We start from the raw sequence: 24,602 nt of genomic DNA, 5'->3' as shown, positions 1-24,602 counted from the left end.
TTAAGGGGATAACAGATGATCAAACGGAATCTGCTGGTAATCGGCCTGGCTACCTTGCTTAGCGCCTGTGGTTTTCAGTTGCGCGGTACCGGCGACATGGCGTTCGCCCTGACCGAACTCAACCTGACTGCCCGCGACGCCTACGGTGCGGTGGTCAAGGACCTGCGCCAGACCCTGGTCAACAGCGGCGTCAATGTCCATGCGGGCGCCCCTTACACCGTGGTGTTGACCTCCGAAACCAGCAATAACCGCACCGTCAGCTACACCGGCAGCGCCCGTAGCGCTGAGTACGAAACCACCTTGCAAGTGACCTACGAATTGCGTGGCAACAATGACACGGTGCTACTGAGCAACGTCGTCGAAGTGCAGAACACCTACGTCAACGACGAAAACAACCTGATCGGTTCCGAGCAGGAGTCGCAGCAAATGAGCGAGGAGCTGCGCCGGCATCTGGTGAACCAGCTGGCTCAGCGTCTGCAACTGATTACTCCGACCCAGCTGGACCAATTGCAGGCTGCTGCCGATGCCAAGGCGCAAGCTGAAGCGGACGCCATTGAAGCCGCGCGCAAGGCTGAGGCCGCGAAGCCCCAGCAATCGCCGCTGCAACTGCCGATCAAAACCAAGTAAGACCGTTCGGGCCGCGCGAGCGGCCCGGCTGTCACGCCTATGAAGCTTGCCCCCGCGCAACTCGCCAAACACCTGCAAAGCGGCCTCGCGCCGGTCTACGCCATCAGTGGCGACGACCCGCTGCTATGCCAGGAAGCGGCGGACGCCATTCGCGCCGCCACCCGCAGCCAAGGTTTTACCGAGCGGCAGGTATTCAATGCCGACGCCAATTTCGATTGGGGTACCCTGCTGCAGGCGGGTAACAGCCTGTCGCTGTTTGCCGAAAAGCGCGTGCTGGAACTGCGCATTCCCAACGGCAAGCCCGGCGACAAAGGCACAGCGGCCCTGCTGGAATACCTGTCGCGCCCACCGGAAGACACCCTGCTGCTGATCAGCCTGCCCAAGCTCGACGGCAGCACGCAGAAAACCAAATGGGCCAAGGCGGTGATCGACGGCCCCCAGGCGCAGTTCATCCAGATCTGGCCGGTGGAAGTTCATCAGTTGCCGCAATGGATCCGCCAGCGCATGAGCCAGGCCGGGATGAGCGCCACCCAGGAAGCCGTCGACCTGATCGCCGCCCGCGTGGAAGGTAATCTGCTGGCAGCTACGCAGGAAATCGAGAAGCTCAAGCTGCTCGCCGAAGGCAATCAGATCGACGCCAGCACCGTACAGGCCGCTGTCGCCGACAGCGCCCGCTATGACGTTTTCGGCCTGATCGACGCTGCCCTCAACGGCGAAGCCAGCCATGCCCTGCGCACCCTCGAAGGACTGCGCGGTGAAGGCGTGGACAGTACGGTGGTGCTCTGGGCCCTGGCCCGCGAGCTGCGTTTGCTGGCCACCATCGCCCAACAATTTGGCCAGGGCGTACCGCTGGAAAAAGCCTTTAGCCAGGCTCGCCCGCCGGTGTGGGACAAGCGCCGGCCATTGGTGAGCAAAGCCCTGCAACGTCACTCCGCCGCGCGCTGGAACAAGATGCTGCAGGATGCCCAGCGCATCGACGCGCAGATCAAAGGCCAGGCCGCAGGCGACCCCTGGCTGGATATCAGTCGCCTGACCCTGCTACTGGCGGGCCAACGTCTGTCGCTTCCTCAAGAGTGATAAACGGGACTGGACAGCGGCCCGGCGCAGGCCGATGATCCGCGCCGCGGGGCTACCTCTCCTCTGCTAGCAAAAGCCCAGCCACCCGCCCCGCCCGAGGACTGTCATGGCCAGATCGAAGAAACGCCCGAATAAAGCCAAATCCATCATTGCCCAACCCCTGTTCCGCAGCCGCCAGGAACAGCCGAAGAAAGGCAAAGGCAGCTACCGCCGCGAAGCCTCCCAGCAAAACTGGGGGGCTTCTGTCTTTCTGGGCCGGTGCTTTTTTGCCAGCGGCTTTCTGGCTGCCTAAAGGGCTTCCAGCCCGTCGGCATGATATGGTGGCCGCTGTTTACCGTTTTGAGACCTGCTGATGTTTAACCTGTCACCGCGCACCCTGGCCTGCGCTGCGCTGAGCTTTCACCTCAACTTGCTCACCGCCTGCGCCGAAGCCCCACAAGCGCCACAGTCCCCGACTTCTGCTGTACCTGCCGCCACCGCCGCTCCGACTGCCGCCGGCGTTACCGCCCAGCCCGCCGCGCCGGTTCCCGCACAAAGCTTTGAACAGTGGCGCGACCAGTTGCGCAGTGACGCCATCGCCGCTGGCATCAATGCCGCGCTGTTCGACCGCGCCTTCGCCAACGTCACCCTCGACCCCGCCGTAGTCGCTGCCGACAGCAGCCAGCCAGAGTTCACCCGGCCAGTCTGGGAATACCTCGACGGTGCTGTCTCGGCCCGGCGCATCGCCAACGGCCAGGCGCAATACGCGCAACAACAGGCCACCCTCAGCCGCATCGAACAACGCTACGGCGTGCAGGCGGAAGTGCTGGTGGCGGTCTGGGGCATGGAAAGTGCCTACGGCAATAACATCGGCAGCAATAGCGTGATCCGCTCGCTCGCCACCCTGGCCTATGAAGGGCGTCGCGCGGCGTTCTGGCGGGAACAGCTGATCGCTGCGCTGCAGATTCTCCAGCACGGCGATATTGCCCCGGAACGCCTGGTCGGCTCTTGGGCCGGTGCCATGGGCCAGACCCAGTTCATGCCCACCACCTATAACCAGCATGCCGTGGACTTCGACGGCGATGGCCGCCGCGATGTCTGGTACTCCTCTGCCGATGCCCTGGCCTCGGCTGCCCACTACCTGCAGCAGTCCGGCTGGCAGTTAGGCAAACCCTGGGGTTTTGAAGTACGCCTGCCGCAAGGTTTCGACTACGCCCTGGCCGACCCGGAAAGCCGCAAGAGCGTGGCCGAGTGGACCCGCCTGGGGGTGATGCCGGCCAGCGGTAAAGCGCTGGCACCAACCTTGTCCGGTGAATCTGCGACCCTGCTGCTGCCGGCCGGTCATCGCGGCCCGGCGTTTTTGCTGCTGAGCAACTTCCGCAGCATTCTCAAGTACAACAACTCGTCGTCTTACGCGCTGGCGGTGGGGCTGCTGTCCGATGGAATTCGGGGTGCCAATGCAGCGGTGATCGCCGACTGGCCGCGGGATGATCCGCAGCTGGGGCGTAGCGAGCGGATTGAATTGCAGGAGCTGTTGGCGGCCCATGGTTTCCAGCCGGGCGCTGCCGACGGCATCCTGGGCGCGAACACGCGCAAGGCTGTGCGGGCTTATCAGCAGCAGCTCGGATTGCCCGCCGATGGCTATGCGGATCACAGCCTGTTGAACCGGTTGCGCAGCCAATAAAAGCATCGCGGCTGAAGCCCCTCCTACGAAGAGCATGCATTCCCGGTAGGAGCGGCTTCAGCCGCGATGCTCTAGAGGCAATAAAAAAGGGCGACCCTAGGGCCGCCCTTTTTTATAACGTCGAAAGGCTTAGCCTTTCTTCGCCTCGTGCGCTTGCTGATCGGCGTGGTACGAGGAGCGTACCAGCGGGCCGGAAGCCACGTTCTTGAAGCCCATCTTGGTGCCTTCTTCAGCAAACCAGGCGAAGGTGTCCGGGTGTACGAAGCGCTGCACCGGCAGGTGGTTGCGCGACGGCTGCAGGTACTGACCCAGGGTCAGCATGTCGATGTCATGTTCGCGCATGCGCTTCATCACTTCGATCACTTCTTCATCGGTCTCGCCCAGGCCCAGCATCAAGCCGGATTTGGTCGGTACGTGAGGAACGCGCTTCTTGAAGTTCTCCAGCAGGTCCAGCGACCACTCGAAGTCCGAGCCCGGACGCGCCGCCTTGTACAGGCGCGGTACGGTTTCCAGGTTGTGGTTGAACACATCTGGCGGCTCTTGTTCGGTGATGGCCAAGGCTACGTCCATCCGGCCCCGGTAGTCCGGCACCAGAGTTTCCAGCTGCACGCCGGGCGACAGCTTGCGAATTTCCCGCAGGCAGTCGACGAAGTGCTGGGCACCGCCGTCGCGCAGGTCGTCGCGATCTACCGAGGTGATCACCACGTACTTCAAACGCAGGTCGGCGATGGCCACCGCCAGGTTCATCGGCTCGTCGGCGTCCAGCGGTTTTGGCCGGCCGTGGCCGACGTCGCAGAACGGGCAGCGACGGGTGCAGATGTCACCCATGATCATGAAGGTGGCGGTGCCACCGGAGAAGCACTCACCCAGGTTCGGGCAGGAGGCTTCTTCGCAGACGCTGTGCAGCTTGTGCTTGCGCAGCAGTTGTTTGATCCGGTCGACTTCCGGCGATACCGGCACCCGTACGCGAATCCAGTCAGGTTTGCGCGGCAGTTCTTCGGTGGGCAGGATCTTCACCGGAATACGCGCCATCTTCTCGGCACCGCGCAGCTTCACGCCCATTTCCACCTTGGCCGGTGGGGCTTTAACCGCGGTGCCGGTTGCTTCGTTGCCAGCTACTTCAATGCTCATAGCGATTCAATTCCGCCCGTCAGGGTCGTCTGTTCAGCGTAGTCGAGGTGTGTGACGAGCTGCGCGCGCAGCCGGGCACTTACTTCGGCAAATTCTATCGGTCCAACCAGATCACTCAGCTGGGTCATGGCCATGCCGGCATAACCACAGGGGTTGATGCGCTGGAACGGCTGCAGGTCCATGTCCACATTCAGCGCCAGGCCATGAAACGAGCGGCCATTGCGAATGCGCAGGCCCAGCGAGGCGATCTTCGCCCCATCCACATACACGCCCGGCGCATCGGCCTTGGCTTGGGCTTGCACGCCATAACTGGCGAGCAGCTCGATCAGGCTCAATTCGATGCGGCTGACCAACTCGCGCACGCCCAGGCTCGAACGACGCACATCCAACAACAGATAAGCCACCAGCTGGCCGGGACCGTGATAGGTCACCTGGCCGCCACGGTCGACCTTGACCACCGGAATATCACCGGGGAACAGCACATGCTCGGCCTTGCCGGCCTGGCCCTGGGTGAATACCGGCGGATGCTCCAGCAGCCAGACTTCGTCAGGCGTATCCACAACCCGAGCGTCGGTAAAGTGCTGCATGGCATGCCAGGTCGGCTCGTAAGGAACCTGGCCGAGCTCGCGAAAGCCCAGGCGCTGGGTCATCACAACACCATGTGCACGCGGCCAGTGGCGCGCAGGTCACTATTGATGTCTTGCAGTTGTTCGATGCCGGTGGCGGTGATCAGCAGCTGCACGGTCAGGTATTTGCCGTTGCGGCTGTCGCGCTGCACCAGGGTGTCCACGTCCAGATCAGGAGCGTGGCGCTTGAGAATATCGATGACCAGCTCGGTAAAACCCTCGCCCGCATCGCCGATGACTTTGATCGGGTAGCGCTCGCAGGGAAACTCGATGGTTACGGATGTGGCGTCTGTCATGGCGGTCTCGGCGGGCTTTTGGCCTGCGGAAATCAGACGTCAGCTTGCTCTTTTGGAGCTAAAAGCCGACGTCTGTGGCTATCAATTTTCGCTATACGCGGCGTGTCAGTTGAACAGGCCGAAGAAGAATAGACGGATGCTATCCCACACGCGACGGAAGAAGCCACCTTCGTCCACGGGTTCGAGGGCGATGAGGTCGGCGCTGTGCACCACCTTGTCTTCCAGCTTCACTTCAACCTTACCGATCACGTCACCCTGCTTAATCGGGGCAACCAGTTGCGGATTCAAGGTCATGCTGGCGGCGAGCTTCTTCAGCTGACCGCGCGGCAGGGTCATGGTCAGGTCTTCGGCCAGGCCGGCTTTGACTTGGCGGGTCGCGCCTTTCCACACGGTGCCTTGAGCCAGCTCGGTACCCTTCTGGTAGAAGGTCTGGGTTTCGAAGAAGCGGAAGCCGTAGGTCAGCAGTTTCTGGGTCTCAGCGGCACGGGCTTGTTCGCTACTGGTGCCGAACACCACAGCGATCAGGCGCATGCCGTCGCGTACGGCCGAAGCCACCAGGCAGTAGCCAGCTTCGTCGGTGTGGCCGGTTTTCAGACCATCGACAGTCTTGTCACGCCACAGCAGCAGGTTGCGGTTCGGCTGCTTGATGTTGTTCCAGAAGAACTCTTTCTGCGAGTAGATGGCGTAGTGCGCCGGGTCTTCGTAGATGATCGCCCGGGCCAGACGCGCCATGTCGTGAGCAGTCGAATAGTGCTCAGGATTGGGCAAACCGGTGGCGTTCATAAAGTGGCTGCCACTCATGCCGAGTTTTTCGGCGGTGGTGTTCATCATGTCGGCAAAGGCGTCTTCGCTGCCGGCGATATGCTCGGCGGTGGCGACGCTGGCGTCGTTGCCGGACTGAATGATGATGCCGTGCAGCAGGTCACCCAGGGCCACTTCGGTGCCGACCTTGATGAACATGCGCGAACCGCCGGTGCGCCAGGCGTGTTCGCTGACCATCACCTTGTCGGTCTCGCTGATCTGCCCGCGACGGATTTCCAGGGTGGCGATATAGGCGGTCATCAGCTTGGTCAGGCTGGCCGGCGGCAGACGCTGGTCACCGTTGTTTTCCAGCAGCACGTTGCCGCTGGCGGCATCCATCAGCACATAGGCCTTGGCTGCCAGTTCCGGCGCGGCCGGCACAGCAGTTTCAGCAGCCCAGGTGGCTGGCGCGGTGACAAGAAGGGCGAACAGACTCAGACGACGGGTAAAGGCGGTGATATTCATCAGTCTCTCAAGTTACTAATGGCAAACAGGCTCTGACGAGCAAGTCGGTCGAAGCGGGCTGCGTTCAGCAGTTATTCCGGCTTCACTAATGTCGGTTGGCCGAGGTTGGCCAGCCGCACGCTGTTCTGGATTTTTTCGGCTTCACCCTGCGTGTTTACCGGGCCCATCCGCACGCGGTGCAAGGTCTGCTGGTTGCGCACCACCGAGCTGATAAACACCGGGGCACTGACCATCCCGCTCAGCTTGTCCTTCAGGAGTTCCGCAGCGTCCGGATTGGCGAAGGCTGCGACCTGGAGATACAGGCCAGATTGCTCGAGTGAAGCGTTTTTTTTTGCGTCGATTTGCACCTGCGCGGGCACGACGTCGGCGGCATGCTGCTCCGGCGGCGGAACGTACTGCTCCACCGGCTGAGCCATGGTTTGCGCGACGCTCTGTTTGGCCGGCTGTACGGCGGCCATCTGCGGCTGGGCCAGGACCATCGGCACCGGACGACCTTGCTGGGCCCACCACTCGGTAGGGTCGATACCTTCGACCTTGACCCGTGCGGTACCCACTTCGGCGTAACCGAGCTTCTTCGCGGCGGCAAACGACAGGTCGATGATCCGGTCGGAGTAGAACGGCCCACGGTCGTTGACCCGCAGGATCACGCTTCTGCCGTTCTCCAGATTGGTGACCCGCACATAGCTGGGCAGCGGCAGGGTCTTGTGCGCGGCGCTCATACCGTAGAGGTCGTACTTCTCGCCATTGGCCGTGGCCTGGCCATGGAACTTGGTGCCGTACCAGGAGGCGGTGCCGGTGGCCAGATAGCGTTTGGCATCCGGCATCGGGTAATAGGTTTTACCCAACACGGTATAGGGGTTGGCCTTATAGGCACCGTAGTGCGGCATCGGCACGGCGTCTGGCACTTTGGAAATATCCACGTCCCACCAGGGCGCGCCGTCGCGGTGTGGGCGGGAGAAATCGCCGGGGCCGGAAACGGTGGTGGTTTGCGTAGGCTGGGGCGCACGGCTGGTGGAACAGCTGGCCAGCAATAGAGCCAGTGCGCCAAAGGCGATGAGCTTGGACGGCATTACCTGCATTTACTTCGTGCCCCGGGCCTGAACCAGCAAGTCGGACAGCTGATGCACGGCCATGGCGTACATCGCGCTGCGGTTATAACGGGTGATGACATAAAAATTGGGTAAGCCTAACCAATATTCGGGGCCGGCTTCACCATCCAGACGAAAGGCAGTCACCGAAACGTCATCGCGCAACGCTTCGTGGCTCGACCAACCCATGGCACGCAGCTCGCCAACGGTCTTCACCGGGTCCAAGCCCTGGGTCAAACCGTCTTCGGCCTGCTCGCCACTGATCTGCGCGGTACTCACTACGGCTTCGCCAGTGACCCAGCCATGGCGCTTGAAGTAGCTGGCCACGCTGCCGATGGCATCATCGGGGTCGTTCCAGATATTGATGTGGCCGTCGCCGTCGAAATCCACCGCATAGGCGCGGAAGCTGCTCGGCATAAATTGCGGCATGCCCATGGCACCGGCGTAAGAGCCTTTCAGGGTCAGCGGATCAACCTGCTGCTCACGGGCCAGCAAAAGGAACTGCTTGAGCTCCTTGCGGAAGAAATCGGCACGCGGCGGGTAATCGAAGCCCAGGGTCGACAGCGCGTCGATCACCCGGTAGCTACCGGTGTTGCTGCCGTAGGAAGTCTCAACGCCAATGATGGCGACGATCACCTGAGCGGGTACACCGTACTCCTGCTCGGCTCGGGCCAGTGCGGCTTCGTGTTGTTTCCAGAACTCGACGCCCTGGTTGATGCGCCGGTCAGTGATAAAGATCGGCCGGTATTCAGCCCAGGTTTTGACCTTTTCGGCCGGACGGGAAATGGCGTCGAGGATCGACTGTTTGCGCTCAACCTCACGGAACAGGCTGACCAGCTGTTCGCCGGCAAAACCGTAGTCGCGGGTCATCTCGGCAACGAACTCGGCAACCTGCGGCGACCCTTCGTAGTCAGCAGCGACAGCCTGCTGGGCGAAACCGCAGATACCAGCAAGGCTGGCCAAATGTGCCGTGCGCGTGGCCCAGCGACGCAAACCTAGCATTAAATCCCTCACCCCAATCAAACCTGAGCAATCCACTTACGGTGCGTGTGGATAGCCATTAAAAGCCCAAACCCAGACATCAGTGTCACCAGCGAAGTTCCGCCGTAGCTAATGAAAGGAAGCGGCACCCCAACCACCGGCAACAGGCCACTGACCATGCCGATATTGACGAACACATAAACAAAGAAGGTCATTGTCAGGCTGCCGGCAAGCAGCTTACCGAACAGCGTCTGCGCTTGGACAGTTATTACCAGGCCGCGCGCAATCAGCATCGCGTACACCAGCAACAACAGGCAGATGCCGACCAGGCCGAACTCTTCGCCCAAAACCGCAATGATAAAGTCCGTATGGCTTTCCGGCAAAAAATCCAGGTGCGATTGCGTGCCTAAAAGCCAGCCTTTGCCGAACACGCCACCGGAGCCGATGGCCGCTTTGGACTGAATGATGTTCCAACCGGTACCCAGCGGATCACTCTCCGGATCGAGGAACGTCAGTACCCGCTGCTTCTGGTAATCGTGCATAACGAAGAACCACATGGCCACCGCCACCGGCACGACAGCCGTGACCGCGCCGAGGATCCAGCGCCATTGCAGGCCGGCCATAAACAGCACGAAGGCCCCCGAAGCGAGGATCAACAGCGAGGTGCCGAGGTCCGGCTGGCGGATCACCAGCACGAACGGAATACCGATCAGCGCCAGGCTGATGACGATGTGTTTGAGCCGCGGCGGCAAATTGTGTCTGGCCATGTACCAGGCAATGGTGGCCGGCATCAGGATCTTCATAAACTCGGCGGGCTGGAAGCGGATCACCCCGGGAATATTGATCCAGCGCGTGGCGCCCATGGCGTTGTGGCCCATCACGTCCACCACGACCAGCAAGCCGACCCCGGCCAGGTAGCCCAGCGGCACCCAGCGGGCGAGAAAACGCGGTTCGAACTGGGCGATCACGCACATGGCCACAGCGCCCAGGCCAAAGGAAGTGGCTTGTTTGAGCAGCAGATCAACGTTCTTGCCGCTGGCCGAATACAGCACGAACAGACTGCCGGCTGCGAGCACGGTAAGCAGCAGAAACAGCTGGCCGTCGATATGCAGGCGCTGCAGCAGGCTGGCGCGCCGACGCATCACGTCTTCGTTGGAAATCGAGCGGTCGAAGTTATTGCTCATGCTGGCCACTGTTCACGCTGCCTATGTTCACGCTGCGGTTATTCACGTTGCGGTGCCTCGGCCGTCACCGGCGGTGCGTATTGGGTCTTCAACTGGCCGTTGTCGCCCAGCAGCCAGGCATCCATCACCGCCTTGGCCACCGGCGCCGCCACACTGGAACCGCCCTCACCGTTTTCGATCATCACCGCCACCGCGATCTTCGGTGCCTCGGCCGGGGCGAAGGCGATAAACAGCGCATGGTCGCGGTGGCGCTCATCGAGCTTGGAGCGGTCGTATTTCTCGCCCTGCTTGATCGCTACTACCTGCGCGGTACCGCTCTTGCCGGCGATTCGGTAGCTGGAGGTGTCACCGACCTTGTGCGCGGTGCCGCGCGGGTTGTGCATCACTTGCTGCATGCCGGCACTCACCTGCGCCCAGTCGCCGGGGTTACGCAAAACGATATTAGGCATCGGGTTCGGGTCTACCGGCGGCACGCCATCGACGGTTTTCGCCAGGTGCGGGCGAATCCATTTGCCATGGTTGGCCACCAGTGCCGAAACCTGCGCCAGCTGCAACGGCGTGGTCTGCATATAGCCCTGGCCGATCCCCAGAATCAGGGTTTCCCCCGGGAACCACGCCTGGCGATAGCGCGCCCGTTTCCATTCCCGCGACGGCATCAGGCCCGGGGACTCTTCGAACATATCCAGGGAAACCTTCTGACCAATACCGAACCGGCTGAGGTAATTGCCCAGGCGGTCGATGCCGAGCTTATGCGCCAGGTCGTAAAAGTAGGTGTCGTTGGACCGCATGATCGCGGCCTGCAAATCCACCGAGCCATCGCCGGTGCGGTTCCAGTTGCGGTATTTGTGGTCGTAGTTCGGCAATTGATAGAAGCCGGGGTCGAACACCCGAGTGCTCGGCGTGACCACACCGCTGTCCAGACCGGCGATGGCCACCGCCGGCTTGATGGTCGAGCCTGGCGGATACAGGCCACGCAGCACCCGGTTGAACAGCGGCCGATCCGGCGAGTCGCGCAGTTCCGAATAGGCCTTGAAGCCGATGCCGGTGACAAACAGATTGGGGTCGAAGCTCGGCTGGCTGACCATTGCCAGCACCTCACCGGTGTTCGGGTCGAGGGCCACGATAGAACCACGACGACCACCCAGCGCCGCCTCTGCAGCTTCCTGCAGACGGATATCCATGCTCAGCACGATATCCGCGCCGGGCACCGGGTCAGTACGTTTCAACACCCGCAGCACGCGGCCACGGGCGTTGGTTTCAACTTCTTCGTAACCCACCTGGCCGTGCAGCTGCGGCTCGTAGAAGCGCTCGATGCCGGTTTTGCCGATATGGTGGGTGCCGCTGTAATTGACCGGATCGAGCACCTTCAGCTCGGCCTCGTTGATTCGCCCGACATAACCCACCGAGTGGGCAAAGTGCTCACCCTGCGGGTAATGGCGTACCAGTTGCGCCACCACTTCCACCCCGGGCAGGCGGAACTGGTTTACTGCGATGCGGGCGATCTGCTCTTCACTCAGTTCGAACAGAATCGGCACCGGCTCAAAGGGGCGGCGGCCCTGGCGCATACGCCGCTCGAACAGGGTGCGGTCTTCCTGGCTCAGCTCCAGCACTTCGACGATCACGTCGAGCACCTGCTCCCAGTCGCCGGCGCGCTCGCGGGTCATGCTCAGGCTGAAGCTCGGCCGGTTGTCGGCCACCACCACGCCATTGCGGTCGAAGATCAGCCCACGGGTGGGCGGAATCGGCTGCACATGCACGCGGTTGTTTTCGGACAGGGTCGAGTGGTACTCGTACTGGATCACCTGCAGGAAATACAGGCGCGCGATCAGCACCAGAATCAGCAAACAGATGGCAGCCGCCCCCACCACCACGCGATTGCGAACTAGGCGGGCGTCTTTCTCGTGGTCCTTGAGGCGGATCGGCTGCGGCATTACGAGGGCTTATTTGTGATAAGGGTGCCCGGACAACACGGTCCAGGCGCGATAAATCTGTTCACCGAGCAGAATCCGCACCAGCGGATGCGGCAAGGTCAACGGCGACAATGACCAGCGCTGTTCACTGCGCGCCTGCACCTCGGGCGCCAGCCCTTCCGGGCCACCGACCATCAGGTTGATGTTGCGTGCATCCAGACGCCAGCGTTCCAACTCCACCGCCAACTGCTCGGTGCTCCACGGCTTGCCGGTAACCTCGAGCGTGACGATCTTCTCCCCCGGTTGCACCTTGGCCAGCATGGCTTCGCCTTCCTGACGGATCAGGCGCGCCACGTCGGCATTCTTGCCACGGGTATTGAGGGGGATTTCCACCAGTTCCAGCGGTAGCTCGGCGGGCAGACGCTTGGCATATTCCTGCCAACCGTCTTCCACCCAGCGTGGCATGCGCGAACCGACAGCGATCAGACGTATACGCAAGGGAAACCCTTACTCGCCGTCAGTGTTGAACTGTTCCGGGCTGTTCTGGTTCTGCGCGCGGCTCTGCTCCGCGCCTTGCCACAGACGCTCAAGGTCGTAGAACTGGCGAGCGGTCGGCAGCATCACGTGAACGACGATGTCGCCCAGGTCGAGCAGTGCCCATTCACCGGTGTCCAGGCCTTCGCTGCCCAGTGGGCGCACGCCCTTTTCCTTGACCTTTTCCAGCACGTTATCCACCAGGGATTTGACGTGACGGTTGGAGGTACCGCTGGCGATCACCATAAAATCGGTGATGCTGGTTTTACCGCGCACATCGATGGTGGTGATGTCTTGGGCTTTGACGTCTTCGAGGGCAAAGACGGCCAGTTTGACCAGTTCTTCGCTCGGCATTACAGGCTTGCTCATAATTGACTCTTTCTCGTGTTCAGTTCTGCGCGCGGTACAGTCCGTGCGCATTGATGTAGGCCAGCACCGCGTCGGGCACCAGAAAACGCACCGACTTTCCGCTGGCCAGCAGATTCCGGATCTGGGTGGCAGACACCGCAAGCGGTGTCTGCCAGACAAAAGCAATCTGTCCGCTGGGCCCGGTTATGGCCTGCGGGTCGCTGACACTGCGGGCCGCCAGGACATCACGGAGCGCTTGCGGCGCTTCGCTGTCGGCATCCGGGCGTTGCAATACCAGGATGTGGCAATGGTCCAGCAGTTCTTCCCAGCGATGCCAGGTTGGCAGGCCACAAAAGGCGTCCCACCCCAGCAGTAAAAACAGTTGATCCTCAACCGCCAATTCAGCGCGCAACGACTCCAGGGTGTCGATGCTATAGGACGGCCGGTCGCGCTTGAGCTCGCGGTCGTCCACCGTCAGCAAGGGCACCCCGGCAACGGCCTGTTCGACCATTGCCAGACGATCCTGCGCCGACACCTGTGGCGCATCCCGATGGGGCGGGCGCGCGTTGGGAATCAGGCGCAGCTCGTCCAGACCCAGCTGTTCGGCAACTTCCAGGGCGCTGCGCAGATGGCCGACATGCACCGGATTGAAGGTGCCGCCGAGCATGCCAATGCGCTTGCCCACGGATGTCTGCTCGGTGTTCAAGTACGGATATGACCGTCGCCGAACACCACGTACTTCTCACTGGTCAGCCCTTCCAGACCAACCGGGCCACGGGCGTGCAGTTTATCGGTGGAAATACCGATCTCCGCGCCCAGGCCATATTCGAAACCATCGGCAAAGCGGGTCGACGCGTTGATCATCACCGAGGCGGAATCCACTTCAGTGATAAAGCGCCGGCCACTGGTGAAGTTCTCGGTAACGATGGAGTCGGTGTGCTGCGAGCCGTATTTATTGATGTGCTCGATGGCTTCATCAAGGCTGTCGAGGATCTTGATCGACAGAATCGGCGCGGTGTATTCGGTGCGCCAATCTTCTTCGGTGGCTTCCAACACATCGCTGCCCAGCAGTGCGCGGGTACGTGGGCAACCACGCAGCTCAACTTTCTTGTCACGGTAGATAGCGGCCAGCGGCGGCAATACGCGCTCAGCGATAGCGGCGTGCACCAGCAGGGTTTCCATGGTGTTGCACGGTGCGTAGCGCTGGGTTTTGGCGTTGTCGGCAATGCGGATGGCTTTGTCGATATCAGCCGCCACGTCGATATACACGTGGCAGATGCCGTCCAGGTGTTTGATCACCGGCACTTTGGCGTCACGGCTGATGCGCTCGATCAGGCTTTTGCCGCCACGGGGCACGATGACGTCGACGTATTCCGGCATGGTGATGAGCGCGCCAACGGCAGCGCGGTCGGTGGTTTCCACCACTTGCACCGCGGCGGCAGGCAAACCGGCCTCGGCCAAGCCTTGCTGAATGCAGGCGGCGATGGCGCGGTTGGAGTTAATCGCTTCCGAGCCGCCACGCAGGATGGTGGCGTTGCCGGATTTCAGGCACAGACTGGCGGCGTCGATGGTCACGTTCGGGCGCGACTCGTAAATGATGCCGATCACACCCAAGGGCACGCGCATTTTGCCGACCTGAATACCCGAAGGCAGGTAGCGCATATCGCGGATTTCACCGATGGGGTCTGGCAGGGTGGCCACCTGACGCAAGCCCTCGATCATCTCGTCGATGCGCGCGGGGGTCAGGGCCAGACGGTCCAGCAGGGCAGGTTCCAGGCCATTGGCACGGCCATTGGCGAGGTCTTGTTCATTGGCGGCGCTGAGCTCGGCACGGGCGGCATCAAGGGCCGCGGCGGCGGCGTGCAGGGCACGGTTCTTCTGCGCGGTACTGGCGCGGCCCACCACACGGGAGGCTTCGCGGGCAGTGCGACCCAGGCGGGTCATGTAGTCGAGCACGGACTCAGTCATGGTCTCGTTGGTCTGGCAGTGGGGAAAGCGGCTGATTATAGCGGCGCGGCGGGCCCACGCCCAGCGGCGTCTGGCGGGTGGTAAACAGGGCGTTACAACTGAGCCCCCGGTAACACTGGCAAGCGCAGCGGGCGGGGCTCGCCGAGAGACGGTGACACTTGCCCACAACCCCGGCCATTGCCCCGCCCGAAGGTTAGGTAAACAAACAGGCCGCGGATGTCTACCTTGCAGGCAAAGCCAACCGCCCACCGCCAAGGAAGGGCAAGAAAAACCAGAGGAGACGCGGCCATGCGCTATCGCACCGACTACAGTCCGGCCTTGCTCAATGAAACCGGCCAGCAGCTGCAACTGGGTGCCTGGCCCCTGCATTACCAGGCCTACTCCTCCCGCGCCAATGACCCTCGCCACCCGGTCCTGCTGTTAGGCGGTGCTTTCCAGTGCTTCCGCTCGTTCGCCAGTGAAGTGGCGGAGCTGCTGGCCGATCACCCGGTGATCCTCCTCGACCTGCCGAGCCAGGGCAGCAACCTGCAGCTGGCACCCGAGCTGAGCCTGGAAGCCTTGGCCGACCTGATCGCCGCCTTTATCGAGGAGCAACAGCTGCCACCGCTGATGCCCATCGGTCTGTCCTACGGTTCGGCGCTGGCCGGCTTGTTCGCCGCTCGTCACCCGCAACACTGTGCCCGTCTGCTGCTGGCCGGCATCACCGCCTTTGGCCGACGCGGCGCGCGGGTACTGCTGGAAGAAAGCCTGGCGCTGCTGACCGAAGGGCGCTGCGCCGAGTTCGCCCATGGTGCCGTCACCGGCCTGCTCAACCCCACCCGCAGCCAGGAAACCGGCGTAGCTCCGGTATTTCGCAAAGCCCTGCTGCGGCAATTGCAGCGTTTGTCGGCAACGGAAATCGAGCGTTACCGGCAGAACAGCCAGCGCCTGCTCGACTTCGCCGGTTTTAACCAACACCCCGCCTGCCCGACCCTGGTGCTGGCTGGCGAATACGACCACTTCACCCAACCCTGGGAACACACCTTGTTCGCCAGCGCGTGCCCGGCGGCCGAATGCGCACTTATCCACAATGCCGATCACCTGGCCAATTTCGAACAACGCAGCGCCTGCATAAGCCTCTACTCGCCGTTTTTGCGCGGCGAGCCGCGGCCATTGATCAGCCCCGGCAGCACCCATCTGCCACGCAGCCAATGGCTGCACCTGGAGAAACGCCATGAGCCGAGGAATGCGCCGTTGCACAGCAGGGCGCGGTTGCAGCATGCCGAAGTGGGTGAACTGACGGTGGACGTAAGCGAGTTAGGCTTTTTTGGCGGGTTGCTGCATGGCGACTTGCCGAGCCAGGTGCCGCTGCGTGGCTGGCAATTGCAGATGGTCGATATGCCGGCGCTGGCGATTCTGCCGCTGCGCCACAGCGGTTCGGAGTTGGCCTGGGTGTTTCCGCATACCGATGCGGCCGGGAGTGCGGCGCTGGCGGAGCGGTGTAGGGCGAATATCGCCGCAGGCGATATCCGCCGTAGTGATCGCGTCGAGAACGTAAGGCGGATATCCGCAGAGCGGATATTCGCCCTACATTCAGGTTGATGCCTCAATCACCCGCACCAACGTCGCCTGCGTAATCGGCGGCAACCCCTGGCTATGCAGCGCCGGGTCCAGCACCTCGGTATGACGAAAGCCGCAACGGCCAAACGCTTCGACGATTTCCTCGGCATTGCGGTAATGCAGCGGATAGTTGCCCCGCGTCAGCCGCCCCACCAGATCCACGCCCCAGCGCAATTGCCGATAGCGCGGATGCTCTTTCAGATCCGGGTACAGATCAGTCAGGTAGGTGGCCTGGGGAAAGGCCTTCAGCTGGGTGGCCAGCGCAGTCCAGAAACCCTCGATCAGCGGACGTTCGAAGTAATTCACCAGGCCCTCGGTGATCACCAGCACCGGCTCGTTACGGTCCAGCCCGGCAAATAGTGACTCGAGGCTTTGCCCGCCCTGCTCGGCGAGAATATCCACCGAGCGCACCTGATGCCGGCCAGTCAGCCAGCCTTCGCTGTGCAGCAGCAAACGTTTGCGCACGGCCATGCCAGGCAGATCCGCCTCCAGATAACGCAGCTCGGGATAACGCTGACAGAAGCGCCGCCCACGGGGCGATAGCCCGCAGGCAATTTCCACCACCTGGCGCACACCGCGCTCTTCAATGGCGGCGGTCAGCCGCGCATCCAGCAGCAGATGGCGCTGCAGCAACAGGTGTTCGATATCCAGACCAAAGCCCACCCGCGCGCCCCAGGCAATCGGCGTCAGCAACCCGTGCACCCAGCGCCCGAAGGGGGTGGCAAAGGCGGCGTCGCTAAGCTGGTGGCGGTACCAGACATACCCGGTGTAGTGGGCGCTGGGGCTGATATGGGCACTGTCGGCACGGCTGCGGTCGGACATGGCCAAGGCTCTTATTGTTATGATCGCCCGAGCCTAAGCCCTGCCCCGTTGCGATAACAGTCCATGTCGAATGAACCCACCCTTAGTTTGTCTGCCTGGCCCGTCGGCCGCGCCCTGCCCGACAGCTTTTTTGACCGCGACGCCCAGCTGCTGGCCCAGGCGCTGCTGGGCAAAGTCATTCGCCATTACGTGGATGGCCTGTGGCTGGCGGCGCGCATTATCGAAACCGAAGCGTACTACTTCGCCGAAAAAGGCAGCCACGCGTCCCTGGGCTACACGGAAAAACGCCGCGCGCTGTTTCTCGATGGCGGCCACATCTATATGTATTACGCCCGCGGCGGCGACTCGTTGAACTTCAGCGCCCAGGGGCCGGGCAACGCAGTGCTGATCAAGTCGGCCTTTCCCTATACCGACGCCCACAGCGGCCCGAGCTGTCTGGCGCAGATGCAGCGCAACAATCCCGGCGGTAGCGATCAGCCCCGCCCCCAGGAAAAACTCTGTAACGGTCAAACCCTGCTGTGCCGCGCCCTCGGCCTTAAAGTGCCGGCGTGGGACGGGCAACGCTTCGACCCGCAGCGACTGTTTGTCGAAGACGTTGGCTACGCCCCCGAGCAGATAATCCAGACCACCCGCTTAGGCATTCCCCTCGGCCGGGATGAACATTTGCTCTACCGCTTTGTCGATGCTGCTTACGCCCGCCATTGCACCCGCAACCCGCTACGCCGCGGGCAACTGGAAAATCAGGACTTCTATTTCGTGACTCCGCACCAGGACCTTGCCCCATGACCGAGTGGCTCAACCAACTTACCGGCTGGCTCAGCGCCAACCCGCAATGGCTGGGCATCGCCATTTTTGTTGTCGCCTGCGTCGAATGCCTGGCGATTGCCGGCATCATCGTGCCCGGCACCGTGCTGCTGTTTGCCATTGCCGTGCTGGCCGGCAGCGGTGCACTGACCCTGGGGGAAACCCTGCTGCTGGGTTACACCGGCGGCCTGCTCGGAGATGCGATTTCTTACGCGCTGGGCCGCCGCTTCCACCAGAACATCCGCCGCCTGCCCGGGCTGCGCAGCCATCCGGAATGGCTGGCCAGTGCGGAAAACTACTTCCAGCGTTATGGCGTGGTCAGCCTGCTGGTGGGCCGCTATATCGGCCCGCTGCGGCCCATGCTGCCGATGGTGGCGGGCATGCTCGATATGCCGCTGCCGCGCTTTATTGTCGTCAGCCTGGTGGCTGCGGCCGGTTGGTCGGTGGCCTACCTGATGCCCGGCTGGGCCACTGGTGCCGCCATGCGCCTGCCGCTCCCGGAGGGATTCTGGGGCCAGGCCGCCGTGGTCGCGGCGGGGTTGGCGGTACTGATCGGCGTCAGCCTGCAAGCCAGCCTGCGCCAACAGCGCTGGGCCACAGCGATCATGGCCGGGTTGGGCTTTGTGCTGCTGATTGCCATGCTGATCGGCTACCCGCTGCTGACACAACTGGACCAGGGCTTGATGGCCCTGGTGCAAGAACAACGGCAGCCGGCCATGGACAGTGTGGTGACCATCATCACCCGCCTGGGCGACTTCAAAACCCAAGTCACAGTGGGCGTCATGCTGTGTCTGATGCTGCTGCTGGCTCGCCAATACCGCGGGTTTTTCTTCGCCACCGGCACCCTGCTGGGCTGCGCCATCGCCAATCACTTTCTCAAACTGCTGTTTGGCCGTGCCCGCCCGGAAATCCTCCTGGAGCCGCTGCACAGCTTCAGCATGCCCAGCGGCCACAGCTCGGCCGCCTTTGCCTTCTTCCTGACCCTGGCGATATTGGCGGCGCGCGGCCAACCGCTGCGGATGCGTTTGACCTGGCTGCTGCTGGCGGTGATTCCGGCGCTGTCGATTGCCCTGTCGCGGGTGTATCTGGGCGTGCATTGGCCGACCGATATCATCGCAGGGGCCTTGCTGGCAGCGACCACCTGCGCGTTCAGCCTGACCCTGTCGCAATGGCGCACGCCGCTGCCGGCGATGTCGCCGCGGGTGTGGTGGTTGATTGTGCCGGCGTGTGTGGCGGTGTTGGGGTTTTATGCGAGTTGGGCGTTGCCACAGGCGTTGGAGCGGTATCGGTATTGAGGTTTTTTTGCTTTGAGGGTGGTGGTGTTCTTCATGACCGCGTTTGCTGGGCGTTTTGTTTCGCGCCTTACGCGCGAGTCACTTTTCTCAATCGCCAGAAAAGTAACCAAAAGCGCTTGCCCCTACCTGGGGTCTCCGCTGCGCTCCGACTTCCCTCGCTCCGTCGCTGCTCCAGGGGCCGGGCTGAGGGCCATGGATGGCCCTTCTCGCCGGCCCCTGGAGCGGCGACGGAGCGAGGGGAGTTTTCACGCAGTGAAAACCCAAGTTGGGGGCTAGACCTTTTGCTTACTTTTAGGGCAATGCTAAAAGTAAGTCGCGCGTAAGGCGCGAAACAAGAACGCCCAGCACACGCGGTAATCCAGAAAAACCAACTAATCCAACTAAGCCGTCATCTCCCCCTGCAACTCATCGAGCATGGCCTGAATCAGATCCAGCCGCTCCAACGGATCATCCACCGCCAGCAGCTTCAGCTTCTGCTCCGTATCGAACGGCAGCAAATACGCCAGCTGATACCCCAGACTCTGCTGACTAACCGCCTCACCCCCCATCCCCAACTCCGCCACCATCGGATGCTGCGCCAGCGCCTGCAATAGCGCCGCCAAGTCCGCATGCTCAGGCAACAGCGGCAAATCCGCCGGCTCATCACACCAAACAATATCGGCAGTAGTCAGCTGATCACGCTGCACTGCCGAGCGCTGCACCTGGAACCGTCGGGTACCTTCCACGCGAATGCCGAGTAACCCATTGGCCTGCTGCTTCCAATCACGGATCACCGCCTCGCAGCCAACCGGCGCAAAGGCGTCCACCGCATCGCCCACCTCCCGACCTTCGAGAATGCACACCACGCCAAAGCCTTCGTTGCGTTTCATGCAGGCGCTGATCATGTCCAGATAACGTGCTTCGAAAATCTGCAGGTCGAGCACGCTGCCGGGAAACAACACCACATTGAGGGGAAACAACGGCACCATCTTTTTTGCTCCTGGGTCAGCTACCAAGCTGTGACAACGCTCACGCGTGGATGATCAGCTGAAAAGCGCCACTGCCAATGGCAACGCCACCGCTGTGCCGACGCCCATCAGGCTCATGGCCAACGCAGCAAATGCACCACACTCCTCGCCCTCCTGCAGCGCCCGCGAGGTACCCACCGCGTGGGCCGTCATGCCCATGGCCAGACCTTGGGCAGCCGGGTGACGAACACCGATACGGCGCAACAGCTCCGGCCCGAGGATCGCACCGATTACCCCGGTAATCAGCACAAACACCGCCGCCAGGGCCGCGATGCCGCCAATCTGGTCGGCCACCAGCATGGCAATCGGCGACGTCACCGACTTGGGCGCCATGCTCATCAGCATCATATGGTCGGCACCAAACCACCACGCCAGCAGCACGCCCATGCCGGTGGCGACGACGCCGCCGATCAACAGGGTCAGCAGGGTTGGCCAGAACAGCTGGCGAATCCGTTTCAGGTTGAGAAACAGCGGCACAGCCAGGGCCACGGTGGCCGGGCCGAGGAAGATGGTCAGGGCTTGGGCGCTGACCTTGTATTCGTCGTAGCTGAGGCCGCAGGCCACCAGCACACCGATCACGGCGAGCATCGACACCAACACCGGCTGGAGGAAAAACCAGCGGGTTTTCTCGTAGGCCGCCAGGGCCAGTTGATAGGCACCGAGGGTCACGCCTACGCCAAACAGTGGGTGGTGGATCAGCGCCTGCCAGGCACCTGCGAAATCAAACATCGCGCTCACCCCGCTTGCGTTGCTGACGGTCGATCAGCATCTGCATCAACCAGCCGGCGAACAGCATCGACAGCAGCACCGAGAGCACCAGCGAACCGCCCACCGCCCAGAAATCTGCGGCAATCGCCTTGGCATACACCATCACGCCAACGGCAGCCGGCACCAGCAGCAACGGCAGATAGCGCAGCAAACTGGACGACGCCACGGAAATCGACTCGGCCACTTCGCCCTGCCAGATCAGGTAGGCCAGCAGCAGCACCAAGCCGATGATCGGCCCCGGCAACATATGCAGGAACAGCACGTTCAATACCGTGCCAAGCAGTTGGAAAACCACCAACCAGGTCAGGCCACGTAACAGCATGGAGTTCTCCAATCCGGACCGGGCGCGCAGCAGGCACCCGGGCAAAAAAAGCGCCGGCCATTATAAGCACGCTAAGCAAAACGCCCCAACCAGACCGGTGCGCCAGCTGTATGCCGTGTTATTCGCGCTAACGATGCAGGGTTGACCGGCCAAACCGTGCGTGATGATCTAGCGTGAATGGACGCTTTCAACAAAAACAAAACCCGTCTCCCCAAGGAGGACATATGCCATTGGTACCCGTCGCTGAACTGCAATCCTACATCGGCAAAGATATTGGCCACTCCGACTGGCTGACCATCGACCAGAACCGCATCAATCAATTCGCCGAGTGCACCGGCGATCACCAATTTATCCACGTCGACCCGGAGAAAGCGGCCAAGACCCCGTTCGGCACCACCATCGCCCACGGCTTCTTGTCGCTGTCGCTGATCCCGGTACTGATGGAAAAAATCGCGCTGGCCCCCGAGGGCCTGAAAATGGCTGTCAACTACGGCCTGGACAGCGTGCGCTTTATCCAGCCGGTGAAGGTCAACTCCCGCGTGCGCGCAGCCGTCAGCGTGATCGACGTGACCGAGAAGAACCCGGGGCAATGGCTGCTCAAGGCCAAAGTCACCCTGGAAATCGAAGGCCAGGCCAAGCCGGCTTATATCGCTGAATCGCTGAGCCTGTACTTCGTCTGAAGCAATCGCGGCTGAAGCCGCTCCTACGAGCCCGCACTATCCGTAGGAGCAGCTTCAGCCGCGATGCTTTTGCTGTGACACCGTCACGTTCTCCCATCCCCTTTACGGCATACTCTGGCAACCGTTCCCCGACACGGAAGTTGCGCGATGCCCCGCCTCCCCCTTCTCGCCCCACTGGCCCTTGCCCTGTTGCTCGCCGCCTGCGGCAAAGGCGAACCCATCACCCCGCCGAACGCCGTGCTACCCGACGGCGGCCGCTACCGTGGCGAGGTGGTCGACGGTCTGCTGCAAGGTAAAGGCCGCATCGATTACCCCAATGGCAGCTGGTACGAAGGCGGATTCAAAGATGGCCAGATGCAAGGCCAGGGCGAATTGCACCACGCCGACGGCACCCACTATGTGGGCGAGTTCGTGGCCGGCGACTTCGGTGGCCAGGGCACGCTGACCTATAGCGAAGGCAGCCACTATGAAGGCGGGTTCAAGGCTGGGGTCAAAGACGGGGTCGGCACGCTGAAGATCAAAGGCGGCGAAAGTTATCAGGGCGAATTCAAAGCCGACCAATTCCACGGCATTGGCAAACTGCAGCGAGCCGATGGCAGCAGTTTTGAAGGCAGTTTCAGCAAAGGCGAGCCACAAGGTTTCGGCACCACCACCGACGAGCACGGCAACCAGCTCAGCGGCACCTTTAAAAGCGGCAAGCTGAACGGCGAAGGCACGTTCAAAGGTGACGACGGCGACAGCTACGTCGGCGGCTACAAAAACTCCAACTTCGACGGCAAGGGCCGTTATCAGACTGCCGACGGTGACAGCTGGCTGGGCCAGTTCAGCAAGGGCAGCCTGACCGGCAAAGGTCAGGTCACGCGTGCCGACGGCAGCCACTACGAAGGCGAGTTCAGATATTGGCGCTACCACGGCGAAGGCCTGCTGACCCTGGCCGACGGCAGCCGCTATCAAGGGCACTTCGCCCACAACCAATATGATGGCGTCGGCACCCTGACACTGGCCGACGGCAGTGTTCAATCCGGCACCTGGAAAAACGGCGCGCTGATCCGCGACGCCCAGGGCAAGGCCCTGCCCGACCCACTGGAAGTCGGCCTGCTGACCCAAGGCAAACTGCTCGACCAGGCGCTGGCCGCTGTCCCTGCCTCTACGCCGGCGGTGGAACTCTACAGTCTGACCCTGGCCGGCGATGGCGCGCAAAGCGTATTCCTGCGCGAAGCCGATTACGTCAGCAAGTTGCTGAGCGAACGCTTTGGTGCCCACGGCCAGATCACCCTGGTCAATCACCGCGACCATATGCTCGACCGCCCGCTGGCCACCCGGGAGAACCTGCGCCGAGCGGTGAACACCCTGGCCGAACGATCGGGGCCGGAAGACCTGGTGTTCATCTACCTTACGAGTCACGGCTCCCGCGACCATCAGCTGAGCCTGGTGCAGCCCGGCCTGCAACTGAGCAATATGCCGGCCAGCGAATTGGCGGAACTGCTTTTGCCACTAAAGAGTCATTACAAAGTGGTAGTGGTATCGGCGTGCTTCTCCGGTGGCTTCCTGCCTGTCCTCAAGGATGACAAGACCCTGGTGATGACCGCCGCGCGCAGTGACCGGACCTCCTTCGGTTGCTCCGACGAGGCCGACTTCACTTACTTTGGTCGCGCGTTGTTCGCCGAAGCCTTGAGCAGTACCGACGATTTGCAGCGCGCCTTCGAGCAAGCCAAGGCCAGCGTGGCCAAACGCGAGCAGGAAGACGACTTCGAACCGTCGGAGCCACAGATCTGGGCCCCCAAGGCCGTGCTCGCACAGTGGCGCACCCTGCGTGAAAGCCAGGCCAGACACGCCTTGACTGCAAGCGCCGGCAGCAAAGCGGACGGCAGCAACTAGACTGAGGTTGGTGGATGCCAGGAGGGACTAAAACCATGTATTTGACCCCGCAAAACATCATGCTCACCGGTGCCACTGGCCTTACCGGTGAACACCTGCTGGACCGCCTGCTCAACGAGCCGACGGTGCAGCGCGTGCTGGCCCCGACGCGCCGCGCGCTGGCCGAGCACACCCACCTGGACAACCCGCAGGGCGATCTGCTGACCCAGTTGCCAATGCTCAATGGTAAGCAGGACATCGCCTTCTGCTGCCTGGGCACCACGATCAAACAGGCCGGCTCGCAAGAAGCCTTTCGCGCCGTGGATTACGACATGGTCCTGGCCGTCAGCCAGCGCGCCCGTGACCTGGGTGCCCGGCATTTCCTGCTGATCAGCGCGATGGGTGCCAACCCGAAATCCTCGGTGTTCTACAACCGGGTAAAGGGCGAAGTGGAACAGGCGCTGATCGCCCAGAACTGGCCACAACTGACCATCGCCCGCCCATCCCTGCTGATTGGCGATCGCATCGAACCACGCTTTGGCGAACGCCTGCTGGCACCGATCATGCGCTGGGTACCGGGCAAATACCGGGGCATTCCGGCCTGCACCCTGGCCCGCGCGCTCTGGCGTCTGGCCCTGGAAGAAGGTGAAGGCGTGCGGATCGTCGAATCGGATGAGCTGCGTCGACTCGGGCGCTGACCGTTGTCTATCGCTTAACGAGCGGCCACTATGGCCGCTCGTTTTTTTACT

26 protein-coding genes are annotated in these 24,602 nt (G+C 62.2%); 10 read left to right on the top strand and 16 right to left on the bottom strand.

Annotated features, from left to right (window positions below; all coding sequences use genetic code 11):
* Positions 1-15: 15 nt before the first annotated feature.
* From ACVW0Y_RS10540 to ACVW0Y_RS10525, 4 genes are all read left to right on the top strand, one after another.
* Positions 16-627, top strand: coding sequence for an LPS-assembly lipoprotein LptE (locus tag ACVW0Y_RS10540; RefSeq protein WP_457438067.1), 612 nt, complete (start codon positions 16-18; stop codon positions 625-627).
* 39 nt (positions 628-666) lie between these two features.
* Positions 667-1,704, top strand: a complete 1,038-nt coding sequence (gene holA, locus ACVW0Y_RS10535; RefSeq protein ID WP_457438066.1) for a DNA polymerase III subunit delta — start codon at positions 667-669, stop codon at positions 1,702-1,704.
* A 106-nt stretch (positions 1,705-1,810) separates the two neighbouring features.
* Positions 1,811-1,996 carry an alternative ribosome rescue factor ArfA gene (gene arfA / locus ACVW0Y_RS10530; protein WP_457438064.1) on the top strand — a complete coding sequence of 62 codons (186 nt, stop codon included), beginning with the start codon at positions 1,811-1,813 and terminating at the stop codon, positions 1,994-1,996.
* 60 nt (positions 1,997-2,056) lie between these two features.
* Positions 2,057-3,367, top strand: coding sequence for a lytic murein transglycosylase (locus ACVW0Y_RS10525; RefSeq protein WP_457438063.1), 1,311 nt, complete (start codon positions 2,057-2,059; stop codon positions 3,365-3,367).
* 129 nt (positions 3,368-3,496) lie between these two features.
* Here the strand turns inward: ACVW0Y_RS10525 and lipA are convergent, their stop codons facing one another.
* The 12 genes from lipA to ACVW0Y_RS10465 form a co-directional block, all read right to left on the bottom strand.
* The gene (lipA, locus tag ACVW0Y_RS10520; protein ID WP_457438062.1) at positions 3,497-4,498 is read right to left on the bottom strand and encodes a lipoyl synthase; all 1,002 of its coding nucleotides are present in this window, start codon (positions 4,496-4,498) and stop codon (positions 3,497-3,499) included.
* A complete protein-coding gene (gene lipB, locus ACVW0Y_RS10515; protein ID WP_457438061.1) occupies positions 4,495-5,148 on the bottom strand; it encodes a lipoyl(octanoyl) transferase LipB in 654 nt (217 codons plus the stop codon). Before lipB ends, lipA begins: the two co-directional genes overlap by 4 nt.
* Positions 5,148-5,420 carry a DUF493 domain-containing protein gene (locus ACVW0Y_RS10510; protein WP_108098824.1) on the bottom strand — a complete coding sequence of 91 codons (273 nt, stop codon included), beginning with the start codon at positions 5,418-5,420 and terminating at the stop codon, positions 5,148-5,150. Before ACVW0Y_RS10510 ends, lipB begins: the two co-directional genes overlap by 1 nt.
* A gap of 105 nt (positions 5,421-5,525) precedes the next feature.
* Positions 5,526-6,686, bottom strand: a complete 1,161-nt coding sequence (locus tag ACVW0Y_RS10505) for a D-alanyl-D-alanine carboxypeptidase family protein (protein ID WP_457438059.1) — start codon at positions 6,684-6,686, stop codon at positions 5,526-5,528.
* A gap of 71 nt (positions 6,687-6,757) precedes the next feature.
* Positions 6,758-7,765 carry a septal ring lytic transglycosylase RlpA family protein gene (locus ACVW0Y_RS10500; protein WP_457438058.1) on the bottom strand — a complete coding sequence of 336 codons (1,008 nt, stop codon included), beginning with the start codon at positions 7,763-7,765 and terminating at the stop codon, positions 6,758-6,760.
* On the bottom strand, positions 7,766-8,776 hold the full coding sequence (gene mltB, locus ACVW0Y_RS10495) for a lytic murein transglycosylase B (protein ID WP_457438056.1): 1,011 nt from the start codon (positions 8,774-8,776) through the stop codon (positions 7,766-7,768).
* A gap of 17 nt (positions 8,777-8,793) precedes the next feature.
* Positions 8,794-9,897: a rod shape-determining protein RodA gene (gene rodA / locus ACVW0Y_RS10490; RefSeq protein ID WP_457438202.1), complete on the bottom strand. Its 1,104-nt coding sequence runs from the start codon at positions 9,895-9,897 to the stop codon at positions 8,794-8,796.
* Positions 9,898-9,977: 80 nt separating this feature from the next.
* Positions 9,978-11,870, bottom strand: a complete 1,893-nt coding sequence (gene mrdA, locus ACVW0Y_RS10485; RefSeq protein WP_457438055.1) for a penicillin-binding protein 2 — start codon at positions 11,868-11,870, stop codon at positions 9,978-9,980.
* 9 nt (positions 11,871-11,879) lie between these two features.
* A complete protein-coding gene (gene rlmH, locus ACVW0Y_RS10480) occupies positions 11,880-12,347 on the bottom strand; it encodes a 23S rRNA (pseudouridine(1915)-N(3))-methyltransferase RlmH (protein ID WP_108098836.1) in 468 nt (155 codons plus the stop codon).
* A 9-nt stretch (positions 12,348-12,356) separates the two neighbouring features.
* Entirely contained in the window at positions 12,357-12,737 is a 381-nt protein-coding gene (rsfS, locus tag ACVW0Y_RS10475; protein ID WP_457438200.1) for a ribosome silencing factor, read from the bottom strand.
* Positions 12,738-12,771: 34 nt separating this feature from the next.
* Positions 12,772-13,416 (bottom strand): nicotinate-nucleotide adenylyltransferase, encoded by a 645-nt coding sequence (gene nadD / locus ACVW0Y_RS10470; protein ID WP_457438054.1) that lies wholly within the window; start codon positions 13,414-13,416, stop codon positions 12,772-12,774.
* A gap of 17 nt (positions 13,417-13,433) precedes the next feature.
* A complete protein-coding gene (locus tag ACVW0Y_RS10465; RefSeq protein WP_457438053.1) occupies positions 13,434-14,699 on the bottom strand; it encodes a glutamate-5-semialdehyde dehydrogenase in 1,266 nt (421 codons plus the stop codon).
* A 288-nt stretch (positions 14,700-14,987) separates the two neighbouring features.
* Here ACVW0Y_RS10465 and ACVW0Y_RS10460 point away from each other — a divergent pair, with 288 nt between their 5' ends.
* The gene (locus ACVW0Y_RS10460) at positions 14,988-16,280 is read left to right on the top strand and encodes an alpha/beta fold hydrolase (protein WP_457438052.1); all 1,293 of its coding nucleotides are present in this window, start codon (positions 14,988-14,990) and stop codon (positions 16,278-16,280) included.
* Here ACVW0Y_RS10460 and ACVW0Y_RS10455 read toward each other — a convergent pair.
* Positions 16,272-17,120 carry a class I SAM-dependent methyltransferase gene (locus ACVW0Y_RS10455; RefSeq protein ID WP_457438051.1) on the bottom strand — a complete coding sequence of 283 codons (849 nt, stop codon included), beginning with the start codon at positions 17,118-17,120 and terminating at the stop codon, positions 16,272-16,274. The two genes, ACVW0Y_RS10460 and ACVW0Y_RS10455, sit on opposite strands and share 9 nt — an antisense overlap.
* Before the next feature lie 63 nt (positions 17,121-17,183).
* Between ACVW0Y_RS10455 and ACVW0Y_RS10450 the strand changes: the two genes are divergently transcribed.
* Together ACVW0Y_RS10450 and ACVW0Y_RS10445 are read left to right on the top strand one after the other, a co-directional pair.
* A complete protein-coding gene (locus tag ACVW0Y_RS10450) occupies positions 17,184-17,906 on the top strand; it encodes a DNA-3-methyladenine glycosylase (RefSeq protein WP_457438050.1) in 723 nt (240 codons plus the stop codon).
* Positions 17,903-19,219, top strand: a complete 1,317-nt coding sequence (locus tag ACVW0Y_RS10445) for a bifunctional DedA family/phosphatase PAP2 family protein (RefSeq protein ID WP_457438048.1) — start codon at positions 17,903-17,905, stop codon at positions 19,217-19,219. The genes ACVW0Y_RS10450 and ACVW0Y_RS10445 overlap by 4 nt, the downstream gene beginning before the upstream one ends.
* A gap of 380 nt (positions 19,220-19,599) precedes the next feature.
* On the opposite strand, the gene ACVW0Y_RS10440 is transcribed toward ACVW0Y_RS10445, so the two are convergent.
* Genes ACVW0Y_RS10440 through ACVW0Y_RS10430 form a run of 3 tightly spaced genes read right to left on the bottom strand, consistent with a single transcriptional unit; the run spans position 19,600 to position 21,316 of the window.
* Positions 19,600-20,187, bottom strand: coding sequence for an LON peptidase substrate-binding domain-containing protein (locus ACVW0Y_RS10440; RefSeq protein WP_457438046.1), 588 nt, complete (start codon positions 20,185-20,187; stop codon positions 19,600-19,602).
* Positions 20,188-20,241: 54 nt separating this feature from the next.
* A complete protein-coding gene (locus tag ACVW0Y_RS10435) occupies positions 20,242-20,955 on the bottom strand; it encodes an LrgB family protein (protein ID WP_457438045.1) in 714 nt (237 codons plus the stop codon).
* Positions 20,948-21,316 (bottom strand): CidA/LrgA family protein, encoded by a 369-nt coding sequence (locus ACVW0Y_RS10430; protein WP_457438043.1) that lies wholly within the window; start codon positions 21,314-21,316, stop codon positions 20,948-20,950. The genes ACVW0Y_RS10435 and ACVW0Y_RS10430 overlap by 8 nt, the downstream gene beginning before the upstream one ends.
* A gap of 224 nt (positions 21,317-21,540) precedes the next feature.
* Between ACVW0Y_RS10430 and ACVW0Y_RS10425 the strand changes: the two genes are divergently transcribed.
* The 3 genes from ACVW0Y_RS10425 to ACVW0Y_RS10415 all read left to right on the top strand — a co-directional run bounded on the left by ACVW0Y_RS10425 (position 21,541) and on the right by ACVW0Y_RS10415 (position 24,551).
* Positions 21,541-21,996 carry a MaoC family dehydratase gene (locus tag ACVW0Y_RS10425; RefSeq protein WP_457438041.1) on the top strand — a complete coding sequence of 152 codons (456 nt, stop codon included), beginning with the start codon at positions 21,541-21,543 and terminating at the stop codon, positions 21,994-21,996.
* Between the two features lie 147 nt (positions 21,997-22,143).
* Positions 22,144-23,874, top strand: a complete 1,731-nt coding sequence (locus ACVW0Y_RS10420; protein ID WP_457438039.1) for a C13 family peptidase — start codon at positions 22,144-22,146, stop codon at positions 23,872-23,874.
* Positions 23,875-23,909: 35 nt separating this feature from the next.
* A complete protein-coding gene (locus ACVW0Y_RS10415) occupies positions 23,910-24,551 on the top strand; it encodes an oxidoreductase (protein WP_457438038.1) in 642 nt (213 codons plus the stop codon).
* Positions 24,552-24,602: the final 51 nt, after the last annotated feature.

The sequence above is a fragment of the Pseudomonas sp. TE3786 genome (genome assembly GCF_054057335.1).
This window is presented reverse-complemented; position numbering and strand designations above follow the sequence as displayed.